This window comes from Pseudarthrobacter sp. GA104 (assembly GCF_009741265.1).
Lineage (GTDB): Bacteria > Actinomycetota > Actinomycetes > Actinomycetales > Micrococcaceae > Arthrobacter.
The window spans coordinates 3,925,097-3,945,980 of record NZ_WOWL01000001.1; the positions used below are offsets into that span (position 1 = coordinate 3,925,097).

Annotated in this window: 19 protein-coding genes; 16 read left to right on the forward strand and 3 right to left on the reverse strand. The window is 66.9% G+C overall.

From position 1 onward, the window contains the following. Positions 1 to 4: 4 nt before the first annotated feature. From leuD to GK109_RS17955, 5 genes are all read left to right on the forward strand, one after another. Positions 5 to 616: a 3-isopropylmalate dehydratase small subunit gene (leuD, locus tag GK109_RS17935; protein ID WP_157241892.1), complete on the forward strand. Its 612-nt coding sequence runs from the start codon at positions 5 to 7 to the stop codon at positions 614 to 616. A 140-nt stretch (positions 617 to 756) separates the two neighbouring features. After that, positions 757 to 2,082 carry a UDP-N-acetylglucosamine 1-carboxyvinyltransferase gene (gene murA, locus GK109_RS17940; protein ID WP_157241893.1) on the forward strand — a complete coding sequence of 442 codons (1,326 nt, stop codon included), beginning with the start codon at positions 757 to 759 and terminating at the stop codon, positions 2,080 to 2,082. Positions 2,083 to 2,091: 9 nt separating this feature from the next. Next, positions 2,092 to 2,865 carry a lysophospholipid acyltransferase family protein gene (locus tag GK109_RS17945; RefSeq protein ID WP_370460679.1) on the forward strand — a complete coding sequence of 258 codons (774 nt, stop codon included), beginning with the start codon at positions 2,092 to 2,094 and terminating at the stop codon, positions 2,863 to 2,865. Further along, entirely contained in the window at positions 2,862 to 3,914 is a 1,053-nt protein-coding gene (locus tag GK109_RS17950; RefSeq protein ID WP_323056515.1) for an NAD(P)H-dependent glycerol-3-phosphate dehydrogenase, read from the forward strand. The genes GK109_RS17945 and GK109_RS17950 overlap by 4 nt, the downstream gene beginning before the upstream one ends. Positions 3,915 to 3,916: 2 nt before the next feature. After that, positions 3,917 to 5,065, forward strand: a complete 1,149-nt coding sequence (locus GK109_RS17955) for a D-alanine--D-alanine ligase family protein (protein ID WP_157241894.1) — start codon at positions 3,917 to 3,919, stop codon at positions 5,063 to 5,065. Positions 5,066 to 5,082: 17 nt separating this feature from the next. Here GK109_RS17955 and GK109_RS17960 read toward each other — a convergent pair whose 3' ends face one another. After that, on the reverse strand, positions 5,083 to 5,586 hold the full coding sequence (locus GK109_RS17960; RefSeq protein WP_157241895.1) for a DUF3515 domain-containing protein: 504 nt from the start codon (positions 5,584 to 5,586) through the stop codon (positions 5,083 to 5,085). A gap of 229 nt (positions 5,587 to 5,815) precedes the next feature. Between GK109_RS17960 and thiL the strand changes: the two genes are divergently transcribed. The 4 genes from thiL to rsmD are packed head-to-tail and all read left to right on the forward strand — an operon-like array spanning position 5,816 to position 10,701. Continuing rightward, the gene (gene thiL, locus GK109_RS17965) at positions 5,816 to 6,766 is read left to right on the forward strand and encodes a thiamine-phosphate kinase (protein ID WP_157243106.1); all 951 of its coding nucleotides are present in this window, start codon (positions 5,816 to 5,818) and stop codon (positions 6,764 to 6,766) included. 22 nt (positions 6,767 to 6,788) lie between these two features. Beyond that, entirely contained in the window at positions 6,789 to 7,775 is a 987-nt protein-coding gene (locus GK109_RS17970) for a DAK2 domain-containing protein (RefSeq protein WP_157241896.1), read from the forward strand. After that, positions 7,765 to 10,032: an ATP-dependent DNA helicase RecG gene (locus GK109_RS17975; protein WP_157241897.1), complete on the forward strand. Its 2,268-nt coding sequence runs from the start codon at positions 7,765 to 7,767 to the stop codon at positions 10,030 to 10,032. Before GK109_RS17970 ends, GK109_RS17975 begins: the two co-directional genes overlap by 11 nt. Before the next feature lie 45 nt (positions 10,033 to 10,077). Then, a complete protein-coding gene (rsmD, locus tag GK109_RS17980) occupies positions 10,078 to 10,701 on the forward strand; it encodes a 16S rRNA (guanine(966)-N(2))-methyltransferase RsmD (RefSeq protein ID WP_157241898.1) in 624 nt (207 codons plus the stop codon). A gap of 30 nt (positions 10,702 to 10,731) precedes the next feature. Here the strand turns inward: rsmD and GK109_RS17985 are convergent, their stop codons facing one another. Further along, entirely contained in the window at positions 10,732 to 11,520 is a 789-nt protein-coding gene (locus GK109_RS17985) for a spermidine synthase (RefSeq protein ID WP_157241899.1), read from the reverse strand. Further along, entirely contained in the window at positions 11,520 to 12,749 is a 1,230-nt protein-coding gene (locus GK109_RS17990; RefSeq protein ID WP_197432494.1) for an aminotransferase class I/II-fold pyridoxal phosphate-dependent enzyme, read from the reverse strand. The genes GK109_RS17985 and GK109_RS17990 overlap by 1 nt, the downstream gene beginning before the upstream one ends. Before the next feature lie 43 nt (positions 12,750 to 12,792). Here GK109_RS17990 and coaD point away from each other — a divergent pair, with 43 nt between their 5' ends. The 7 genes from coaD to ftsY all read left to right on the forward strand — a co-directional run bounded on the left by coaD (position 12,793) and on the right by ftsY (position 20,877). Further along, positions 12,793 to 13,293: a pantetheine-phosphate adenylyltransferase gene (gene coaD, locus GK109_RS17995; RefSeq protein WP_157241901.1), complete on the forward strand. Its 501-nt coding sequence runs from the start codon at positions 12,793 to 12,795 to the stop codon at positions 13,291 to 13,293. Positions 13,294 to 13,416: 123 nt separating this feature from the next. After that, on the forward strand, positions 13,417 to 13,941 hold the full coding sequence (locus GK109_RS18000; protein ID WP_157241902.1) for a DUF177 domain-containing protein: 525 nt from the start codon (positions 13,417 to 13,419) through the stop codon (positions 13,939 to 13,941). Between the two features lie 36 nt (positions 13,942 to 13,977). After that, positions 13,978 to 14,181 carry a 50S ribosomal protein L32 gene (gene rpmF, locus GK109_RS18005; protein ID WP_009356569.1) on the forward strand — a complete coding sequence of 68 codons (204 nt, stop codon included), beginning with the start codon at positions 13,978 to 13,980 and terminating at the stop codon, positions 14,179 to 14,181. A gap of 21 nt (positions 14,182 to 14,202) precedes the next feature. Beyond that, a complete protein-coding gene (gene rnc, locus GK109_RS18010; protein ID WP_157243108.1) occupies positions 14,203 to 14,925 on the forward strand; it encodes a ribonuclease III in 723 nt (240 codons plus the stop codon). Positions 14,926 to 14,929: 4 nt separating this feature from the next. Then, entirely contained in the window at positions 14,930 to 15,910 is a 981-nt protein-coding gene (gene mutM, locus GK109_RS18015; protein ID WP_157241903.1) for a bifunctional DNA-formamidopyrimidine glycosylase/DNA-(apurinic or apyrimidinic site) lyase, read from the forward strand. A 94-nt stretch (positions 15,911 to 16,004) separates the two neighbouring features. Continuing rightward, positions 16,005 to 19,592 (forward strand): chromosome segregation protein SMC, encoded by a 3,588-nt coding sequence (smc, locus tag GK109_RS18020; protein WP_197432495.1) that lies wholly within the window; start codon positions 16,005 to 16,007, stop codon positions 19,590 to 19,592. Positions 19,593 to 19,668: 76 nt separating this feature from the next. Then, the gene (gene ftsY / locus GK109_RS18025) at positions 19,669 to 20,877 is read left to right on the forward strand and encodes a signal recognition particle-docking protein FtsY (protein ID WP_370460680.1); all 1,209 of its coding nucleotides are present in this window, start codon (positions 19,669 to 19,671) and stop codon (positions 20,875 to 20,877) included. The last annotated feature ends 7 nt before the right edge of the window (positions 20,878 to 20,884 follow it).

Sequence of the window (20,884 nt, forward strand, 5' to 3'; positions counted from 1 at the left end):
CGCCATGGAAAAGTTCACCACCCACACCGGAATCGGCGTCCCGCTGCGGCAGAGCAACGTGGACACGGACCAGATCATCCCCGCCGTCTACCTCAAGCGGATTACCCGGACCGGCTTTGAGGACGCGCTGTTCTCGGCGTGGCGCAAGGACCCGTCCTTCATCCTGAACAAGGAGCCGTTCAACGCCGGCTCCGTCCTGGTGGCAGGCCCGGACTTCGGAACAGGATCGTCCCGCGAGCACGCCGTCTGGGCGCTGAAGGACTACGGCTTCAAGGCCGTCCTCTCTTCCCGCTTCGCCGACATCTTCCGTGGGAATTCCGGCAAGCAGGGCCTGCTGGCCGCCGAGCTCTCCCAGGATGACATCGAGCTGATCTGGAAAGAACTGGAGAATGCTCCGGGGACCGAAGTCACGGTGGACCTGGTGTCCAAGACCGTGGTGTGCGGAAACATCGTTGCGCCCTTCGAGATTGACGACTACACGCGCTGGCGCCTGCTCGAGGGCCTGGACGACATCGGGCTGACCCTGCAGCATGAGGCGGACATCACGGCCTACGAGGCGACCCGTCCTTCGTTCAAGCCGAAAACCCTGCCGGCACGCCTTTCCTCCAACGGCTGAAGCAGCCGCGCAGGGCCGACGGCGGCACGCCACGCCCTGCCGCCGTCGCCCGCGTATTTCGGTTAGGTAACGCAACCTCCTATGCTTGGTTGGAGCCTTTGCAAGGATTTGGGGGCGAGTGATCGTAAGGAAACCGGTATATGAGTAGTGTTCTGACAATCCGCGGCGGAGTCCCGCTTACAGGCCGCGTCAGCGTCCGGGGAGCAAAGAACCTTGTTCCCAAGGCGATGGTGGCAGCGTTGCTGGGCAACGAACCGTCGGTGTTGCGGAACGTGCCGGAGATCAAGGACGTGGAGGTCGTCACCTCCCTCCTGCAGCTCCATGGCGTGACCGTGGTGAAGGACCCGGTGACCGGCGACCTCACGCTGGACCCCAAGGCCGCCAAGACGGCGTCCAGCACCGCCATCGACGCCCACGCGGGCGACTCCCGGATCCCCATCCTGCTTTGCGGGCCGCTGATCCACGCGATCGGCGAGGCGTTCATCCCCGACCTCGGCGGCTGCAAGATCGGCGACCGGCCCATTGACTACCACCTGGACGTCCTGCGCCAGTTCGGTGCCGTGGTGGAGAAGCGGCCCGGCGGCATCCACATCTCAGCCCCCAAGGGCCTGCACGGCGCCAAGATCTCCCTGCCCTACCCTTCCGTGGGCGCCACCGAGCAGGTGCTGCTGAGCGCCACGCGCGCCGAGGGCATCACCGAGCTGTCCGGTGCTGCAACAGAGCCGGAAATCATCGACCTCATCGCCGTGCTGCAGAAGATGGGCGCCATCATCAGCGTCCAGACTGACCGCACCATCCGCATCGAGGGCGTCCGCGACCTCGGCGGCTACAACCACCGGGCGCTTTCGGACCGCAACGAATCGGCGTCGTGGGCTTCTGCGGCACTGGTGACCAAGGGTGACATCTTCGTTGAAGGCGCCTCCCAGCGGGACATGATGACCTTCCTGAACACCTACCGCAAGGTGGGCGGCGGCATGGACATCGGTGAAGACGGCATCCGTTTCTACCACCGCGGCGGGAAGCTCAATCCGCTGGTGCTGGAGACTGACGTGCACCCCGGCTTCATGACGGACTGGCAGCAGCCGCTGGTGGTGGCCCTGACCCAGGCCGAAGGCGTCTCCATCGTCCACGAGACGGTCTACGAGAACCGCTTCGGCTTCACGGACGCGCTCATCCGGATGGGCGCCAGCATCCAGGTGCACCGCGAGTGCCTGGGCAGCGTGCCGTGCCGTTTTGGCCAGCGCAACTTCCTGCATTCCGCGGTGATCTCCGGACCCACCCAGCTCAAGGGCACCGACATCGATGTTCCGGACCTGCGCGGCGGCTTCAGCCACCTGATTGCCGCCCTCGCGGCCACCGGCACCTCCCGCGTCACGGGGATCGACATCATCAACCGCGGCTACGAGCGCTTCACTGAAAAGCTGGCCGGCCTTGGCGCCGACTTCGACATCACCACAGAGAAGTAGCAGGCAGCCGTGAAGGAACCGGCCAAGAGCCGCGCCACCCTCGCTGTGGTCGCCGGCATAGTCCGCCCCCTGTTCAACCTCATGATGGACAAGAAGTGGGAGGGCACGGAAAAGCTGCCTGCGGGCGGTTTTATCGCCGCGCCCAACCACTGCACCGAGATCGATCCCCTGATCGTCGGCCACCTCCTCTACAACCACAAGATTGCCCCGCACTTCCTTGCCAAGTCAGGGCTCTTCAAGGTTCCGGTGCTGGGCTGGGTCCTGCGGGCAACAAAGCAGATCCCGGTGGAACGTTCGTCCGCGGGGGCGAACCGCTCCCTGCAGCTCGCGCAGGAGATCGTTGCCGAAGGCGGGGCCATCATCATCTACCCCGAAGGCACCCTGACGCGTGATCCGGCGCTGTGGCCCATGAAAGGCCACACGGGTGCTGCGCGGCTTGCCCTGGAGGGCGGCATTCCGGTGGTTCCGATTGCCCATTGGGGCGCCCACGAAGTTTTCCCCCGCTACGGCAAGCGGTTCCACCTGTTCCCGCGCAAGAAGTCGACCGTAGTGGTGGGCGAGCCCGTTGACCTCAGCGCCTTCAGCGGCCGTCCGCTGGACAAGGCAACCCTTGCCGGGGCCACCGACGCGATCATGGATGCGATCACTGGACTCCTGGCCGAAATCAGGGGAGAAGAGCCTCCGGCTGAGCGGTGGGATCCGACCAAGAAGCAGCAGGCCCGGCACGGCAGGTTCGTGGAGCGCGGGCAGCAGCAGACCGGTACCGGAACGGAAGCTCCGTGACCCCTGGGGGAAGGCAGACGGGCTCGGCCCGCTCCGTTGCTGTTCTCGGCGCCGGCTCCTGGGGAACAACCTTTGCGAAAATCCTCGCTGACGCCGCGGCTGCTGCGGGCGAGCCGCGCAGCATCAGGCTGTGGGGCAGGCGTGCTGAAGTGGTGGACCGGATTAATGCGGACCACCGCAACGAGCAGTACCTGAAGGACATCCCGCTGCCGGAGAGCATCTCCGCGTCAACAGACGTCGCCGCTGTCCTGGAGGGCGCTGACCTTGTGGTCATCGCGGTCCCGGCGCAGTCGCTCCGGCCGCAGCTGCGGGAGTGGAAAAGCCTGATCGCTCCGGACGCCATGGTTGTCTCGCTGATGAAGGGCCTGGAGCTCGGTACGGACGCCAGGATGAGCGAGGTCATCAGCGAGGAACTGGGCTTGCCCGCCGAGCGCATAGCCATTGTGTCCGGCCCCAACCTGGCCATGGAAATCGCCCGCGAAGAACCCACTGCCTCTGTGGTTGCCTGCACCGACTCCGCCGCCGCAGGCTGGATCGCCAGGAGCTGCACGGCCCCCTACTTCCGGCCGTACACCACCGCCGACGTCGTGGGCGTGGAGATCGGCGGGATCGTCAAGAACGTTATTGCCCTGGCCGTCGGCATTTGCGAGGGCAGGCAGATGGGGGACAACACCAAGGCGTCCGTCATCACCCGCGGACTCGCGGAAACGTCCCGCCTGGCCCTTGCCCTTGGCGGAGAAGCCAAGACGATGGCAGGCCTCGCAGGCCTGGGCGACCTTGTGGCCACCTGTTCCTCCCCGCTGTCACGCAACCACACCGCCGGGCGGCTCCTGGGGCAGGGCCTCACGCTTGAGGAAGTGGGCCAGAAGATGACACAGACCGCCGAAGGCATAAAATCGGGCCAGGCGGTCCACGAGCTGGCAGGCAAGCTGGGCGTGGAGATGCCCATTACAGCCGCCGTCGTTGCCGTGCTGGCCGGCAAGCTGTCCGTTGACCAACTGGGGCCCGTCCTGCTGTCCCGGGAACTGAAACCTGAAGGCGAATACTGACGATGTCCCATGAAAACCTGGCTGCAGGGGAGCCCGCGCGCAGGGCCAAACCCCGGGTGGCGGTCCTTTTCGGCGGCCGCTCGAGCGAGCACGCCGTGAGCTGCGTGACAGCGGCCGGTGTCCTCGGCGCGATCAACAAGGACAAGTACGAAGTAATTCCCATTGGCATCGCCAAAACCGGGCAATGGGTCCTCGCGTCAGCCGATACGGCCCAGTGGTCCCTCGCGGGAACATCCCTCCCTGAGGTGGCGCCTTCGCCGCAGACCGTGACCCTTGCCGAGATCGGGGGCGAGCACCAGCTGATCGTCACGGCCCCGAACGAGGTACCCCAGGAGCTCGGCACGGTGGACGTGGTTTTCCCGCTTCTCCACGGCCCGTTCGGGGAGGACGGAACCATCCAGGGGCTCCTGGAACTCTCGGATACCCGCTATGTCGGCGCCGGCGTCCTGGCCTCGGCCGTGGGCATGGACAAGCACTTCATGAAGGTGGTGTTCGAGGCTGCCGGGCTGCAGGTCGGTCCGTATGTCGCGGTGACGGACAGGCAGTGGCGCAAGGACCCGGAGTCAGTGCGCAAGCAGGTGGACCGGCTGGGATTTCCCGTCTTCGTCAAGCCGGCGCGGGCAGGATCATCCATGGGTATCTCCAAGGTGGATTCCCTGGAACTCCTCGATGCAGCCATCGAGGAAGCCCGGCGGCACGACCTGAAACTGGTGATCGAGGCCGGCATCACCGGCCGGGAGATCGAATGTGCGGTCCTCGAAGGCAGGGGCACCGAAGCGCCACGCACCTCCATGCCCGGTGAAATTTCCGTGGCAGGCGGAACCCACGAGTTCTACGACTTCAACGCCAAGTATGTGGAGGACGACGCCGCCTCCCTCAGCTGCCCTGCCGACATCCCCGAGGAAGCCATAGCCCGGGTCCGGGAGCTTGCCGCGGCGGCGTTCGACGCCGTGGGGGCCGAGGGCCTGAGCCGGGTGGACTTCTTCTACACGCCCGCCGGGGAACTCATCATCAACGAAATCAACACCATGCCCGGCTTCACGCCCAAGAGCATGTATCCGCAGATGTGGGCGGCTTCCGGCCTGGGTTACGCCGACCTCATCGACGAACTGATCTACCTCGCGCTGAACCGCAAAACCGGGCTGCGCTGAGAGTCAGCCGCCGCGGCCTACTGGCTCGGCGGCAGGTTCTGGAGATCCTCCTGCCCCACGCAGTTCCTGGCGGCCGGCACCTTGCCGGCCGCTGCCGCAAGGTCGGCAAGGACAGTGGCAGAACTGATCTTGTCAGGGTCCAGGAGGATCTCCGTTGCCGGTTCGCGGCCGTAGGTTGTCAGGGTCCACACCGGATCCCCTTCCTTGATGACCCAGTCGATCCCGTTCACGGTCACGCAGCGGTCCGTGGTGGGCCCGGGCACATTCACGCCGCAGCGCAGGATCACCAGGGACGGATCGCCCCACGCGGCCGTGGCCTGGCTGTTTGTCTTTCGCAGCGCGTACTCGCCGATGGCATCAGGCAGGCCCACCATCATGGGCGCGCACGCCGGGTTGGCCGCGTCCTTGGCCGCCGGAACATCCACGGCAGGCGAGCACGAGGTTAAAGAAACGGCCGCAAGGCTCCCAATCAGTGCCAGCCTGGCAACGCGGGCGGGCAGGGAAAGCTGGGGACGGTGCATGTCTCCAGCCTATCGCCGCGGTGGGCTCCGCCCTGACGCGGCACCGTGGGCCGGCAATGTCGGAGTACCGCGATAGCGTAGTGGAGTGCCTGAGAATCCCATCACCCACCACGGGCGGCCCCAGCCTGAAGGCGCTGCCGCCGTCGGGGAGCCGCAGACCGTCTCCGCCCTGACCGTCTCTGCGCTCTCCGAGGCCGGGCTGCTGGCCCGGATCTTTCCGCGCCTGGCCATGGACGGCGCGCACAGCGACGCTACGTTGCTCGGCCCGGGGGACGACGCCGCCATAGTGGCTTCTCCTGACGGCAGGACCGTCATCAGCATCGACACCCAGGTCCAGGACCAGGACTTCAGGCTGCAATGGCCCAACGGCTACCGGACTACCGGCTTCGACGTCGGCTGGAAAGCTGCGGCGCAGAACCTGAGTGACATCAACGCCATGGGTGCGCGCGCCACGTCGATGGTGGTAAGCCTTACCCTTCCGCCCGAAACGGCTGTGGGCTGGGTGGAGGACCTGGCGGACGGCCTCACCGCGGGCATCAGGGAACTGGGCGCGGCATCCTGCTCGGTAGCGGGCGGGGACCTGGGGCGCGGGCGCGAAATCTCCGTCACCGTGGCCGTGCTGGGAACGCTCGACGCCGGCGCGCCGGTCCTCCGGTCCGGGGCCAGGCCGGGGGACGTCCTGGCCCTTGCGGGCACCGCCGGCCATGCTGCCGCAGGCCTCGCACTGTTGGAGTCGGACGTGCCTGTTGATGCCCTCAGCGACGGCCAACGCGCCTTGGTGAAACTGCAGTGCAGGCCACGGCCGCCCCTGGCGTCCGGGCCCGCCGCGCGTGCCGCCGGCGCCACCGCCATGCTGGACATCTCAGACGGGCTGCTGCGCGATGGGCTGAGGCTGGCAACAGCCAGCCGTGTCGCCGTCGACCTCAATCCAGGCCCGCTGAAGCGGCTGGCGGACGCCCTTCGGCCGGCCGCTGAACTGTTGGGCATGGACCCTGGAGAGTGGGTCCTCGGCGGCGGGGAGGACCACGGACTGCTTGCCACCTTCCCTCCTGGTTCGCCGCTGCCTCACGGATTCACTGCGATAGGCTCAGTACAAGCACTGGGAATCAATGAAGGCCCGGGCGTCAAAATTGCGGGCCGGTCCGCGGACACCGGGGGATGGGATCACTTTGCACACTAAGGTTGCCGCTAACGCGCAAGCGATGAAGAGATGGTTGGGCAAGGCTGAGACCGCCCTTGGCAACCACAGCGACCGCCTGAATGCCATCAACATCTTTCCCGTGGCCGACGGCGACACCGGCACCAACCTCTACGTCACCGTGCGCGCCGCAGCCCGTTCCCTCGCTGCCACGGGTGACCACCCCGCGCAGATGGACGTCGGCGCCGTCCTTGCCGCCGCGGGCCAGGCCGCCATGGAGGAAGCGCGGGGCAACTCGGGGACCCTTTTCTCGGTGTTCCTGTGCGCAGCCGCCGAGCCGCTGGCAGGCCACACCCGGCTGACCTCCACCCTGCTGGCGGCAGCCCTCAACCGTGCCCAGATCCGTGCCTGGTCGGCATTGAGCGATCCCGTGCCGGGAACCATGCTGTCCGTCATGGAAGCGGCAGCCCGGGCCGCGGCCGCTGTCGACGCCGGACAGAACGGGGACGACAGCAACCACGCCCTGGGCCTTGCCCTGGACGCCGTTGTGGAGGGCGCCCTCGCCGCGGTGATCCATACCGAAGACCAGTTGGACGTTCTGACGACCGCCCATGTGGTTGATGCGGGCGGAGTGGGCATGCTGCTGATCCTCGATTGCCTTCGCTCAGCGATCCTGGGCGAAGAGCTCCAAAGCGAACTCCTTGACGGCCTGCACGGCTACGACGTGTCGGACCCGCACATCCATACGGCCATGCCGGATGACGACGGCGTGGAAGTCATGTGCACCATCAGCCTGTCACCCCTCAATGCGGCAACCCTCCGCCAGCGGCTGGACGAGGTGGGCGAGTCCGTGATCATGAGCCAGGTTGGCAGCGTGCCCGATTCCGACGGCAACTACCGGTGGCGCGTCCACGTCCATGTCCCCGAGGCGGATCCCGCCGTCCACATCATCCGGTCCCTGGGGGAGCCGGCCAACATCAGCATCAGTGAACTCGCGCTGCCGCGGGACCCGGCAACGGATGCAGTGAACTCCAGTGGGCATGAGCGCTGAACTGGACCTGGCGCTGGAACGGCGGATTGGCAAGCGTTCCGCAGCGGTCATTGAAAAGCATCTGGGCATCACCACAGTCGAGGGGCTGCTGAATTACTACCCGCGCCGCTACATGAGCCGGGGAGAGCTGACGCCCATCAGCGAGATTCCCCGGGACGAAGAAGTCACCCTGATCGCCCGGGTGCTCTCCAGCAACACCCGCCGGATGCAGGCGCGCCGCGGCACCATCACCGACGTCGTGGTTTCCGACGACGACGGAAGACAGGGCCTCCGGGTGGTAGGCGGCACGGAGTACCGGGGCAAAGCGCCGGGTACGCTCAAGATCAGCTTCTTCAACGGCTACAAGGCCCAAGCGGACCTGCTCCCTGGCCGCCGGGCGCTGTTTTCCGGCAAGGTCACGTCCTTCAAGGGATCCCTTGGACTCACCAACCCCGACTACCAGCTGCTGGACGATGATCCGTTCAGCGAGGGCGGCCGGGATCCGGAAAAGCTGGCCGCCATGCCCATTCCCATCTATCCGGCCACCGCCAAGCTTCCCAGCTGGAAGATCCAGAAGGCTGTCTCAACCCTGCTCGAAACTGCTGACCTTGGCTCCCTGCCGGATCCCGTGCCAGCCGCCATCGCGGCCCGGGAGAAGTTCCTGCCGATCGCCGAAGCCTACCGGCTGATCCATGAGCCGGAGTCGGCCACGGACTGGCAGCAGGCACGTCGCCGCTTCCGTTACCAGGAGGCACTGGTGCTGCAGTCCGCCCTGGCCCGCCGCCGTGCACAGCTGGCCTCGGAAGAAGCCACCGCCCGCCGGCCCGCTCCGGAGGGCCTGCTGGCCAGTTTCGACCGGAGCCTTCCGTTCACGCTCACGGCCGGGCAGGCCGCCGTCGGGGAAACCCTGGCGGCAGAACTCTCCCGGGACGTCCCCATGAACCGGCTGCTGCAGGGAGAAGTGGGCTCCGGCAAGACCATCGTGGCGCTCCGTGCCATGCTGCAGGTGGTGGATGCCGGCGGGCAGGCGGCCCTGCTGGCGCCCACGGAGGTCCTCGCTGCCCAGCATTTCGAATCGATCCGCCGGACCCTGGGCCCACTCTCCGGAGACGGCCTGCTGGGCGGGATGGACGGCGCTTCCGTCCAGGTTTCGCTGCTCACTGGCTCCATGCCAACGGCGGCGCGCCGGCAGGCCCTGCTTGATGCCGCCTCGGGGACGGCCGGGATCATCATCGGGACCCATGCCCTGCTGAGCGACAACGTCTCATTCTATGATCTCGGCCTGATCGTGGTGGATGAGCAGCACCGCTTCGGGGTGGAACAGCGCGATGCCCTGCGCGCCAAGGCGCGGAAGCCGCCGCATCTGCTGGTGATGACGGCCACGCCCATCCCGCGGACCGTCGCGATGACAGTTTTCGGCGACCTCGAAACGTCGGTCCTGGACGAACTGCCGGCCGGCCGTGCCCCTATCGCCACCCACCTGGTGGGACTTGCCGAGAACCCGGCCTGGGCAGGCCGGATCTGGGCCCGCGCCCGGGAGGAGATTGACAGGGGCCATCAGGTGTACGTCGTCTGCCCCAGGATCGGAACGGACGACGACGGCGACTTCAGCCCCGGGGAGGCGGAGCTTCCGGCGGGGGATGCGGAAGGGGACGGCGGCCGGGAGCTCGCCTCGGTGACGGCCGTCGTCGAGCATCTGCGGGAAGAGACCACCCTGTCCGGAGTTCCCCTGGCGCCGCTCCACGGACGGCAGGAACCGGACGTGAAGTTCGGCGTCATGGAAGACTTTGCGGCCAACCGCATCAAGCTGCTTGTCTCCACTACGGTGATCGAGGTGGGCGTGGACGTTCACAACGCAACCCTGATGGTCATTCTGGATGCGGACCGGTTCGGTATTTCCCAGTTGCACCAGCTCCGCGGCCGGGTGGGCCGGGGCGGGCTGCCAGGGACCTGCCTGCTGGTCACCGCCCTTGAACCCGAGCATCCCAGCCGCCGCCGGCTGGATGCCGTGGCGGCGACTACCGACGGCTTCGTCCTGTCCGAAGAGGACCTGAAGCTGCGGCGCGAGGGCGACATCCTGGGAGCCTCGCAATCAGGCGGACGCTCCACCCTGAAGCTTCTCCGCGTCCTGGAGCATGGCGACGTCATTGCCCGGGCAAGGGAAGACGCCCAGGAGATTGTGCGCGAGGACCCTGCCCTGTCCGCTCGCCCGGAGCTTGCCGAAGCGATCGACAAATACCTCAATCCCGAGAAGGAGGCGTTCCTTGAACGCGGCTAGCATGGTGGGTGCCGGATATCCTGGCGGCCAAGACAGGAGCGTCGAATGAGCCGGATTATTGCAGGTGCCGCCGGCGGCACTCCTTTGACCGGCGTCCCGGGATCCCTCACCAGGCCCACCACGGACCGCGTCAAGGAAGCGCTTTTTTCCCGCCTTGATGCCTTCAACGTCATTACCGGCGCCCGCGTGCTGGACCTCTATGCGGGTTCCGGCGCCCTGGGGGTCGAGAGCGGCAGCAGGGGCGCCCGGACAGTGGACCTGGTGGAGTCCGATGGCAGGGCCAGCGCCGTTTGCCAGCGCAATGCCGATCTCGTCAACGGCGTCCTGGGCCGGAAAGTGGTAACCGTCCACCGCTCAAAGGTGGAATCCTTCCTGGAACGCGCATCGGAGGCGGCAGTCTGGGACCTTGTTTTCCTGGACCCGCCGTATTTGCTCGAGGAGGTTGGCTTGCAGGCAGTGCTCCTGAAGCTGTCCACCCACCTGTCGCCGGCGGCGGTGGTGGTGGTGGAGCGCTCCTCCCGCTCGCCTGAGCCCCGGTGGCCCGAGGCCCTCACCCGGTTTGCGGAGAAGAAATACGGGGAGACCAGGCTGTGGTTCGCGGAGCCTTTCGTGCCTGATGCAATCGACGATGACGACATTCCCGAGGCGCCGGAACCGGCCGGACGCTAGCCCGGGCGCGGGAACTTTGGCCTCCCGGAGTCATCCTGCAAAGGGGTCGAGGTCCACTCCGGCCAGCACTTTTGCCGGGTGCGGCCCGCGGGCGGTCAGTTCAGTGGTCCATTCCGGCGGCCACGGGGTGAGGGTGCCGGCGAGGATGATGTTGCCGGGGTAGCGGCCTTCGAACATGCCTGTTTCCGCGACGGCGGCCACATCCGCCATGGCCTGCCGCATGGCGGACACCTGGCTTCGGACCAGGGTCAGGCCCGGCTCGTCGCCGACATTGACGATCAGCAGTCCTGCAGGGTTGAGCCGCTCCCTCACCTCCCGGTAGAACGCGCCGGTGGTCAGGTGCGCGGGCGCGTCCGGCCCGGAAAAGATGTCCAGGATGACGACGTCGAACCGGACTTCGGGGTCAATCCGGACAAGTGACTCCCGGGCATCGCCGATGATGGTCTGCAGGTCCGTCCCCTCGGGCAGGGGCAGCTCCCGCAGGACGAAATCGAGCAGCTCACGCTCCAGCTCCACCGCATACTGCACCGACCCGGGCCTGGTGGCCTGGATGTACCGGGCCAGGGTCAGCGCTCCCGCGCCCAGGTGCAGCGCACTGACCGGAACCCCGGGGCTTGCCGCCAGGTCCACCAGGTGTCCGATCCGGCGCAGGTATTCGTAGAAGATCTCCTCGGGCTGCAGCAGGTTCACGTGGGACTGTTCCGCGCCGCCGATGCTGAGGACGTAGCTGCCGGCTGTGAAGGCGTCGGGTTCTATGGACGCGTGCTGTCCGGTGGTGCGCAGGAACCGGGACGCCCGGACTTCCCGCCCGCCGGGCATCAGAGCCTGCCGCTGAGTGCAGCCAGCCGCCCGGCAGCCTCTTCCAGGACCTCGGCCTTCTTGCAGAAGGCGAAACGGAGCAGGCTTCGGGTGCGCTCCGCTCCCTCGGCGTGGCAGAAAACCGGGACAGGGATCGCGGCCACGCCCACCAGTGCCGGAAGCTTCCGGGCCAGGTCCACGGAGTCGCTGATGCCCAAGGGGGCGGTGTCCACATTGACGAAGTACGTGCCCTGCGGCGAGAAGACCTCGAACCCCGCGGCACGCAGGCCTTCACTCAGGATGTCCCGCTTGTGCTCAAGGGACGCCGCGATGCCCTCATAGAAGGAGTCCGGCAGGGCCAGGCCCGTGGCGATGGCCGACTGGAACGGCGTGCCCGAACTGTAGGTGAGGAACTGCTTGACCGTCCGGGCGGCCGACACCAGCTCTTCGGGTCCCGTGAGCCAGCCGACCTTCCAGCCAGTCAGGGAAAAGGTCTTGCCGGCCGAGGAAATGGTGATGGTTCGGTCCGCCGCTCCGGGCAGGGAAGCCACCGGTACGTGCCGGACGCCGAACGTGAGGTGCTCATAGACCTCGTCCGTGATGATGATGCTGTCATGCCTGCGGGCCAGGTCAACGACCCGTTGGAGCACGTCCCGCGGGAAGACCGCCCCGGTGGGGTTGTGGGGGTTGTTCAGCAGCACCACCTTCGTCCGCGCGCTGAAAGCGGCCTCGAGGGCGGCCATATCCGGCATGAAGTCCGGGGCCAGGAGCGGTGCAGTCACGTGCGTCGCACCGGACAGGCCGATCACGGCGCCGTAGGAATCGTAGAAAGGCTCCAGGGTGAGGACCTCGTCGCCGGGACCGGCGAAGGCCAGGAGCGAGGCCGCGATGGCCTCGGTGGCTCCGGTGGTGATGATGACTTCCGTCGCCGGGTCGGGGGAGAGGCCGTAGAACCGCTGCTGGTGGGCCGAGACTGCCTCCCGCAGTTCCGGGATGCCCTTGCCGGGCGCATACTGGTTCGCGCCCGCCAGGATGGCAGACCGGGCGGCCTCCCTGATTTCCGCCGGGCCGTCCTCGTCCGGGAACCCCTGGCCGAGGTTAATGGCGCCTGTCTGCACGGCCAGGGTGGTCATCTCTTCGAAGATGGTGACGCCCAGGCCTCCGTCGGGGGCAAGGAGGTTTGCTCCGAGGGCGGCGCGCTGCCACGGAGCAGGGGCCATGGGGGTGGAAAGTTCCCGTGGTGGATGCATCCAGTCATGGTATCCCGGTGTTCCCATGGGGTAGGTTCGGAGCATGAGACGCGCTGTCTGCCCCGGATCCTTCGACCCTATCCACAACGGCCATCTCGAGGTTATTGCACGTGCCGCCGGCCTCTTTGACGAGGTCATCGTGGCCGTGTCCACCAACCAGGCCAAGCAGTACAGGTTCACCCTCCAGGAGCGCCTGGACATGGCACGGGAAACCCTCGCCTCACTCAAGGGCATCGTGGTGGAACCAGTCGGGGAGGGCCTGCTGGCAGAGTATTGCCGGCAGCGCGGTGTTTCGGCCATCGTCAAGGGACTCAGGTCGTCCTCGGACTTCGACTATGAGCTGCCCATGGCCACCATGAACCGGCAGCTCAGCGGCGTTGAAACGGTCTTCCTGCCTGCAGAGGCCCATTACCTCCACCTTTCCTCCACCCTGATCAAAGAGGTGGCCGGCCTGGGCGGAAATGTGTCCGAATACGTGCCCCGGTCGGTGCTGCGGCGGATGCTTGCGGGCGAGTCGGGCCCCGGCCAGCAGCCGAGGGGGTAGGCTGGTCCGGTACTTCGGCACTCCCTGCCGGCCGGTTTGAGTCCCTGTGGCTCTTCAGGCTAAGATAGTACGTCGGTCATATGTTCAACAGGAGTTCTCATTAAAAGAGATGCTGGTTCGCCCCTGGCGTTCGACGTCAAGGACCTCGGGCGCAGCCCGGGAAGCATGCGGACACTGAAGGAACATGTACCCGCGCCAGGTGATCTTGGCGTGGCGCTCATTGGCGTTCAGGAAGGCTCGGATATCGAGCTGGATCTGAGGCTTGAAGCCGTACACGAAGGAATTTTGGTATCAGGAACCGTGCTCACCGAGGTAACAGGTGAATGCGGCCGATGCCTGGATCCCCTTGCGTATGACCTCGAGGTCAATGTGCAAGAACTTTTCTTCTATGAGGGCGTGGAGCTCTCGGACGGAGAAGATGATGAAGAGCAACGTCGAGTCGAGCACGATGTAATCGATCTTGAACCGGTGTTGCGGGACGCAGTGGTGACCGCGCTGCCGTTCCAGCCGGTGTGCCGGGAAGACTGCCAGGGCCTTTGCTCCGAATGTGGAGTTCGCCTGGAAGACGAGCCGGGGCACCACCACGAGGTCTTGGATCCTCGCTGGGCTGCCCTAGCTGATATGGCTAAGCCTGACCGGCAAAATTGATTTGTACGTGTTTGTCTAGAGAGAAATGAGTTAGCCGTGGCTGTTCCCAAGCGGAAAATGTCTCGCTCGAATACCCGCGCCCGCCGCTCCCAGTGGAAGGCGACCGCCCCCCACCTGGTGAAGACCGTCGAGAACGGCCAGGTCACCTACAGCCTGCCGCACCAGGCAAAGGTCGTCACCGACTCGGCTGGCACTGCGCTGTTCCTTGAGTACAAGGGACGCAAGGTCGCGGACGTCTAATCGGCCCCTGAGGCTGACATGATGTCTTCAACTGAAGAGCTTCTGAAGCGTCTCGGTGTCTCTATAGACGCCGGGACGCTTCGTCTTGCGCTCACACACCGTTCCTACGCCTACGAAAACGGCGGCATCCCCACCAACGAGCGGCTCGAATTCCTGGGTGATTCCATCCTCGGGTTCTCCGTTACCGATGCCCTGTACCGGGACAACCCGGAACTGCCCGAAGGTGAGCTCGCAAAGCGGCGCTCCGCCGTCGTCAGCACCCGTGCGCTTGCCGGCATCGGACGCAGCCTGGGCATCGGGGAGTACATCTACCTTGGCCAGGGCGAAAAGCTCACCCACGGCAACAACAAGGCTTCCATCCTCGCGGACACCATGGAAGCACTGATCGGTGCCACCTACGTGTCCAACGACATCGAGACCGCACGCCAGCTGGTGATGCGCCTGATCGGCCCTTTGCTGAAGGACGCGGCCGCGCTGGGCGCCGGAACGGACTGGAAGACCAACATCCAGGAACTCGCTGCAAGCCGCCAGCTCGGCACCATCCACTACGCAGTGGACGGCTCCGGTCCGGACCATGCCCGCACTTTCACGGCTGTCCTCCATGTGGGCGGAACCGCCTATGGCAAGGGTTCCGGCCACTCCAAAAAGGAAGCGGAGCAGGAAGCCGCCGCGGACGCGTGGCGGGTGCTCTCCGGAGCAGCAGCGGGAGCAAAAAAGTCCGCCGGTTCCGTCCCCGCCAAGTAGCGCCATGCCTGAACTTCCCGAGGTTGAGGTGGTACGCCGCGGCCTGGTGAGCTGGGTCCGCGGCCGGACCATCACCTCGGTGGAGGTCCTTGATCCACGGTCGGTGCGCCGCCACGCCCTGGGCGTGGAGGACTTTACCGGCAACCTGGAAGGCGCCACGGTTGCAGACGTCGTCCGGCGGGGCAAGTTCTTGTGGATGCCGCTGGTGGAAGGCAGCCACGGGGACGGCGTCGCCGGGGACGCGCCGCCGCCGGCCGTGGAACGCCCCCGCATTGCCCTGATGGCCCACCTCGGGATGAGCGGCCAGCTCCTGATGCAGGACCGGGACGTCCCGGACGAAAAGCACCTGAAGGTCCGTTTCCGGCTCAGCCCCGGTGACGGCAAGCCGGAAGAACTGAGGTTCGTGGACCAGCGGATCTTTGGCGGGCTGTTCGTCACGGCGATGGTTCCCACGGACGACGGCGGCCCCGGCGGCCTCGCCGAATCGCCCCTGCCCTTGATAGCTGAGGAAGCGTCACACATTGCACGGGACCCCCTGGACCCCGCCTTCTCCTTCGACGTTTTCTACCGGCGCCTCCGCAAGCGCAAAACCGGCCTGAAGCGGGCGCTGCTGGACCAGGGACTGGTCTCCGGGATCGGAAACATCTACGCGGACGAAGCGTTGTGGAGCGCCCGGCTGCACTATGCCCGGCCCACCGACACCCTGCGCCGTGGCGATGCGGAAAGGGTGCTCGCCAGCGCCCGGCAGGTCATGCTGGATGCCCTCGCGGCCGGCGGAACGAGCTTCGACTCGCTGTATGTGAACGTCAACGGCGCCTCCGGGTACTTTGACCGGTCCCTTAACGCCTATGGCCGGGAAGGTCAGGCCTGCAAACGCTGCGCCGCAGCTGGAATCCACGCCGTCATCCGCCGCGAGCAGTTCATGAACCGGTCCTCGCACACCTGCCCCGTCTGCCAGCCCCGTCCCCGGAACGGGCGCTGGTGACAATGCCCGCGGGAATCCCGGATATTGGGCCCCCACGCAGTAGATTGAGGACAGCGAAGCAGCCGCCTCAGCCACTCAGGAGATCCGAAAAGCCTTGCACCTCAAAAGCCTGACCGTCCGGGGGTTCAAGTCATTCGCGTCCGCCACCACCTTCAATTTCGAGCCAGGGGTCACCGCGGTGGTTGGCCCCAACGGATCCGGGAAGTCCAATGTGGTGGACGCCCTGGCCTGGGTCATGGGCGAACAGGGGGCCAAAACGCTCCGCGGCGGAAAGATGGAGGACGTCATTTTCGCCGGGACGTCAGGCCGGCCGCCCCTTGGCCGGGCCCACGTCTCCCTGACCATAGACAACACTGACGGCGCCCTGCCCATCGAGTACACCGAAGTGACCATTTCGCGGACGCTTTTCCGTACGGGCGGATCGGAATACGCCATCAACGGCGCAGGCTGCCGCCTGCTGGACATCCAGGAACTGCTGTCCGATTCCGGGCTGGGCCGCGAGATGCACGTCATCGTCGGCCAAGGCCAGCTGGACCGCGTCCTCCATGCCACGCCGGAGGACCGGCGGGGCTTCATCGAGGAAGCGGCCGGAATCCTGAAGCACCGCCGGCGCAAAGAACGGACCGTGCGCAAACTGGAGGCCATGCAGGCCAACCTCCAGCGCCTCACGGACCTCACGGGAGAAATCCGGCGCCAGCTCACGCCGCTGGGGAAACAGGCGGAAGTGGCGCGCCGGGCCCAGCGGGTCCAGTTCGATGTCCGCGATGCCCGCGCCCGTTTGCTGGCCGACGATCTGGTCCAGCTCCAGCTGGCACTGGAACAGGACGTGGCGGACGAAGCCGCCCTGAAAGAACGGCGGGCCCTCGCCGGCCGGGAACTTGAGGCCGGCCGCCGCCAACAAGCTGAGCTGGAGCAACTCGCAGCTGAAGCAACCCCCCGGCTGAATGCCGCACGGGACGCCTGGTACCGTCTGTCCGCTGCCAGGGAGCGGCTGCGCTCACTGGGCTCCCTGGCACAGGAACGCAGCCGCCTCCTCGGTTCCGTGGAGGCACCGCCGCCGGGCCGGGACCCGGAACAACTGGAACGCCAGGCAGCCAGGGTCCGCGAGGAGCTGGTTGAACTCGAGCGCAGCATCCTTGACCGGCGCAGCGCCCTGGACACAGCAAGCGCCGCAAAGGCAGAGGCCGAGCGTGCCGCGCTCGAAGAGGACAAACGGCTCACGGCAGAGCTGCGGGCCGCAGCTGACAGGCGCGAAGGCCTGGCCCGGCTGGCAGGCCAGGTTGCGGCGGCGAGGTCCCGTGTTGAGTCCGCCCAGGCGGAACTGGGCAGGCTCCGTGAATCCCTTGCGGCGGGGACCGAACGCCGGGCACGTGCCCAGGCCGAATTCACGGCACTGGAAAACCAGGTGGCCGGTGTGGAGGAGGGAGAGGAATCCCTTGACGCCGACTACGAGGCCGCCAATGAGGCCCTCGACACCGTGGTCCAGGAAATCGCCGGCCTGAAGTCAGCCGTCAGTGAGGGGGTCCGGAAGCGCGACGCCCTGGCGGCGCGCCGTGACGCGTTGAAGCTGGGCCTGGAACGGAAAGACGGGGCGAGGCACGCGCTGCACGCGGGCCTCGATGGAATCCTCGGAACCCTGGCTGCCGGGCTCACGGTGGAAGCCGGCTTCGAGACTGCGATAGCCGCGGCATTGGGGGAGGCCTCCGAGGCAATCGTGGTGCGGGACGCGGAGACGGCAACGGCGGTGCTCCAGCTCCTCAAGGACGACGACGCCGGACGGGCGTCACTGCTCCTCGGATCGGCAGGGGCTGCAGCTGGACCCACAACCGGCACCGACATGTCCCTCCCCCCGGGCGCGCGCTGGGCCGCGGACCTCACCAGCTGCGACGCCTCCTCCGCCAGCCTGGTTGCGGACCTGTTGGCCGGCACTGCCGTTGTCCCGGACATCCAGGCAGCGGCCGCCCTGGTGGCGGGACACCCCGGGCTGACGGCCGTCACCACCGGCGGAGACGTTTTCACCGCAGTGTCGGTCACCGGCGGCTCGGCCAAGGCGCCGTCGCTCCTTGAGGTGCAGGCGGCGGTGGACGACGCCGAGAGCCGGCTTGCGGCGGTCACGGCAGCTTTGGAGCGGAACAGGTTCGCCCTCGCGGCCACCGAGGCAAAGCGCGCGGAGGCGCAGGATCGGGCCGACGCCGCCCTGGAAAGGCTGCACGAATCCGACGCGAAGCTGGCCGCCGTGGCTGAGCGCCTCGGCCACCTGAACTCCGTGCTCCGCAGCGCCGTCGGCGAAAGCGACCGCCTGGCGTCATCGCTGGCCAGGGCGGAGGAGAACGTGGCGGCAGAGGAGGAAGCGCTCGCAGCGGTGGCCGCACGCCTGGCGGCGGCACAGGAAGCGCCCGCGGAGCAGGAGCCGTCAACTGAACACCGCGACGCCCTGGCCCAGGCGGCGGCCCAGGCGCGCGCTGCAGAGGTTGAGGCACGGCTGGCGCTTCGGAGCGCCGAAGAGCAGCTCTCAGCCACCAGGAACCGGGTGGCCTCACTGGAGCGGGCCGCCGCCACTGAGCGCCGGGCCCGGGAGGAAGCCGCCGAGCGCGCCCGTGTCCGCCGCATCCAGGCGCGGCGCGCAGCCGCCGTGTCCGCCGCCGTCGACATGGCGCTCCGCCACGTTGACGTGTCCGTGGATCTGGCACGGCATGAACGTGACCTTGCCGAAGACAACCGTGAGCAGCGCGACCAGGCACTTGGGGAGATCCGGACCGCCAATGAACTCCTGGCGAGTGAACTGGCCGACCTCACGGACAACGTCCACCGCGACGAACTCGCCCGGGCCCGGCAAAGGGCGCAAATCGACGCACTGGAAACCCGCTCCATCGACGAACTGGGCATTACCCCGGACGCCCTGGCAGCCGAGTACGGACCGGACGTTCCCGTTCCGGTTCCGGCCGAAGAAAGCGGCGACAAATGGGCTGCCCTTCGTGCTCCGGTGGACGGCGCCGGCGCGGAAATCGTCGAGGGAAAGCCTTACGTCCGCGAAGAGCAGGAGAAGCGCCTGCGGAAGGCTGAACGCGACCTCGCCAGCCTGGGCCGGGTGAACCCCCTGGCACTGGAGGAATTCGCCGCACTCGAGGAGCGCCATCAGTTCCTCAGCACCCAACTCGAGGACCTGAAGGCCAGCCGGAAGGACCTGCTGGACATCATCAAGGAGGTGGATGACCGCGTCCAGCGCGTCTTCACCGAGGCCTTCGAAGACACCCAGGCCCAGTTCGTCAGGGTCTTCGCCCGGCTCTTCCCGGGCGGGGAGGGGCGGCTGGTGCTCACCGACCCTGCCGACATGCTCACCACCGGTATCGAGGTGGAGGCCCGTCCCGCCGGAAAGAAGATCAAGCGGCTCTCGCTCCTGTCGGGCGGGGAACGCTCGCTGACCGCGGTGGCGCTGCTGGTGGCGATCTTCAAGGCACGGCCCTCGCCCTTCTACGTCATGGACGAGGTGGAAGCTGCCCTGGACGACACCAACCTGGGCCGGCTCATCACCATCTTCGAGGAACTCCGGGAATCCAGCCAGCTCATTGTCATCACCCACCAGAAGCGGACCATGGAAGTGGCGGACGCGCTGTACGGCGTCACCATGCGCGGCGACGGCGTCTCCACGGTGATCAGCCAGCGGCTCGGGGCCGACGTATGACCGGCCGGGTGTAACGGCAGGTCAACTGCACGCCTGCCCCGGAAGGGCGCCCCCGCGCGTATGAGAAGCTAGGGGAGTGAATGACATCCTTCCCATAATCCTGTCCATTCTTGCTGCCCTGGTGGTTATCGGCGGGCTGATTCCGGTCCTGATGAAGACCCGGAAGAACATCACCCGGTACCCTGGCACACGCGGTGCCAACGACCCCGTACTGCCGCAGGGCGGGAGCACTGCCGTTGAGGACAGGCCCGGCGCGGTTGCGGACCGTACGGCCCCGGGCCCGGTGGAGCTGGAGGGGCTGGAAACCGCTGAGGTCCCGGATAACGCCGCGGGGCTGGAGGTCATTCCGGTTGAGACTCCGCTTCCCGTGGCGGGCCGGCTGGTCCGCCTGCGCGAGCGCCTGGTCCGGTCCAACAACATCATGGGCAAGGGACTCCTGGCGCTGCTCTCAAGCGACAAGATCGACGAGAACGTGTGGGACGAGGTGGAGGAGACCCTCCTCCTGGCGGACCTGGGCACCGAACCCACCATGCAGCTCGTGGACGCCCTCCGTGAACGGGTCAAGGTCCTGGGCACCCGGACCCCCGAGCAGGTCAAAGAGCTGCTCCGCGAAGAACTCATCAAGCTCGTGGACCCCACCATGGACCGCTCCCTCAACGTCCAGCGCCACGCGGACAAGCCGGCCGTCATGATGGTGGTGGGCGTCAACGGCGTGGGAAAGACCACCACCGTGGGCAAGCTCGCCCGCGTCCTGGTTGAGGAGGACAAGGATGTCCTCCTCGGCGCTGCGGACACCTTCCGCGCCGCGGCCGCCGAACAGCTGGCCACGTGGGGCCAGCGGGTTGGCGTTCCCACTGTGAAGTCGGACATCGACGGCGCCGATCCTGCCTCCGTTGCCTACGAGGCAGTCAAGGCCGGCATCGACCAGGAAGTGGACGTGGTCATGATCGACACTGCCGGCAGGCTGCAGAACAAAGTGGGCCTCATGGACGAACTGGGCAAGGTCAAGCGCGTCATTGAGAAACTGGCCGAGGTGGACGAGGTCCTCCTGGTGCTGGATGCTACTACCGGCCAGAACGGCCTGAACCAGGCCCGCGTCTTCTCGGAGGTCGTGAACATCACGGGCATTGTCCTGACCAAGCTGGACGGAACCGCCAAGGGCGGCATCGTCGTCGCCATCCAAAAGACCCTCGGAGTCCCGGTCAAACTGATCGGCCTGGGTGAGGGGGCGGACGACCTCGCCCCCTTCGACGCAGAGGCCTTTGTGGACGCGCTGCTGAACTAGCCCGCTG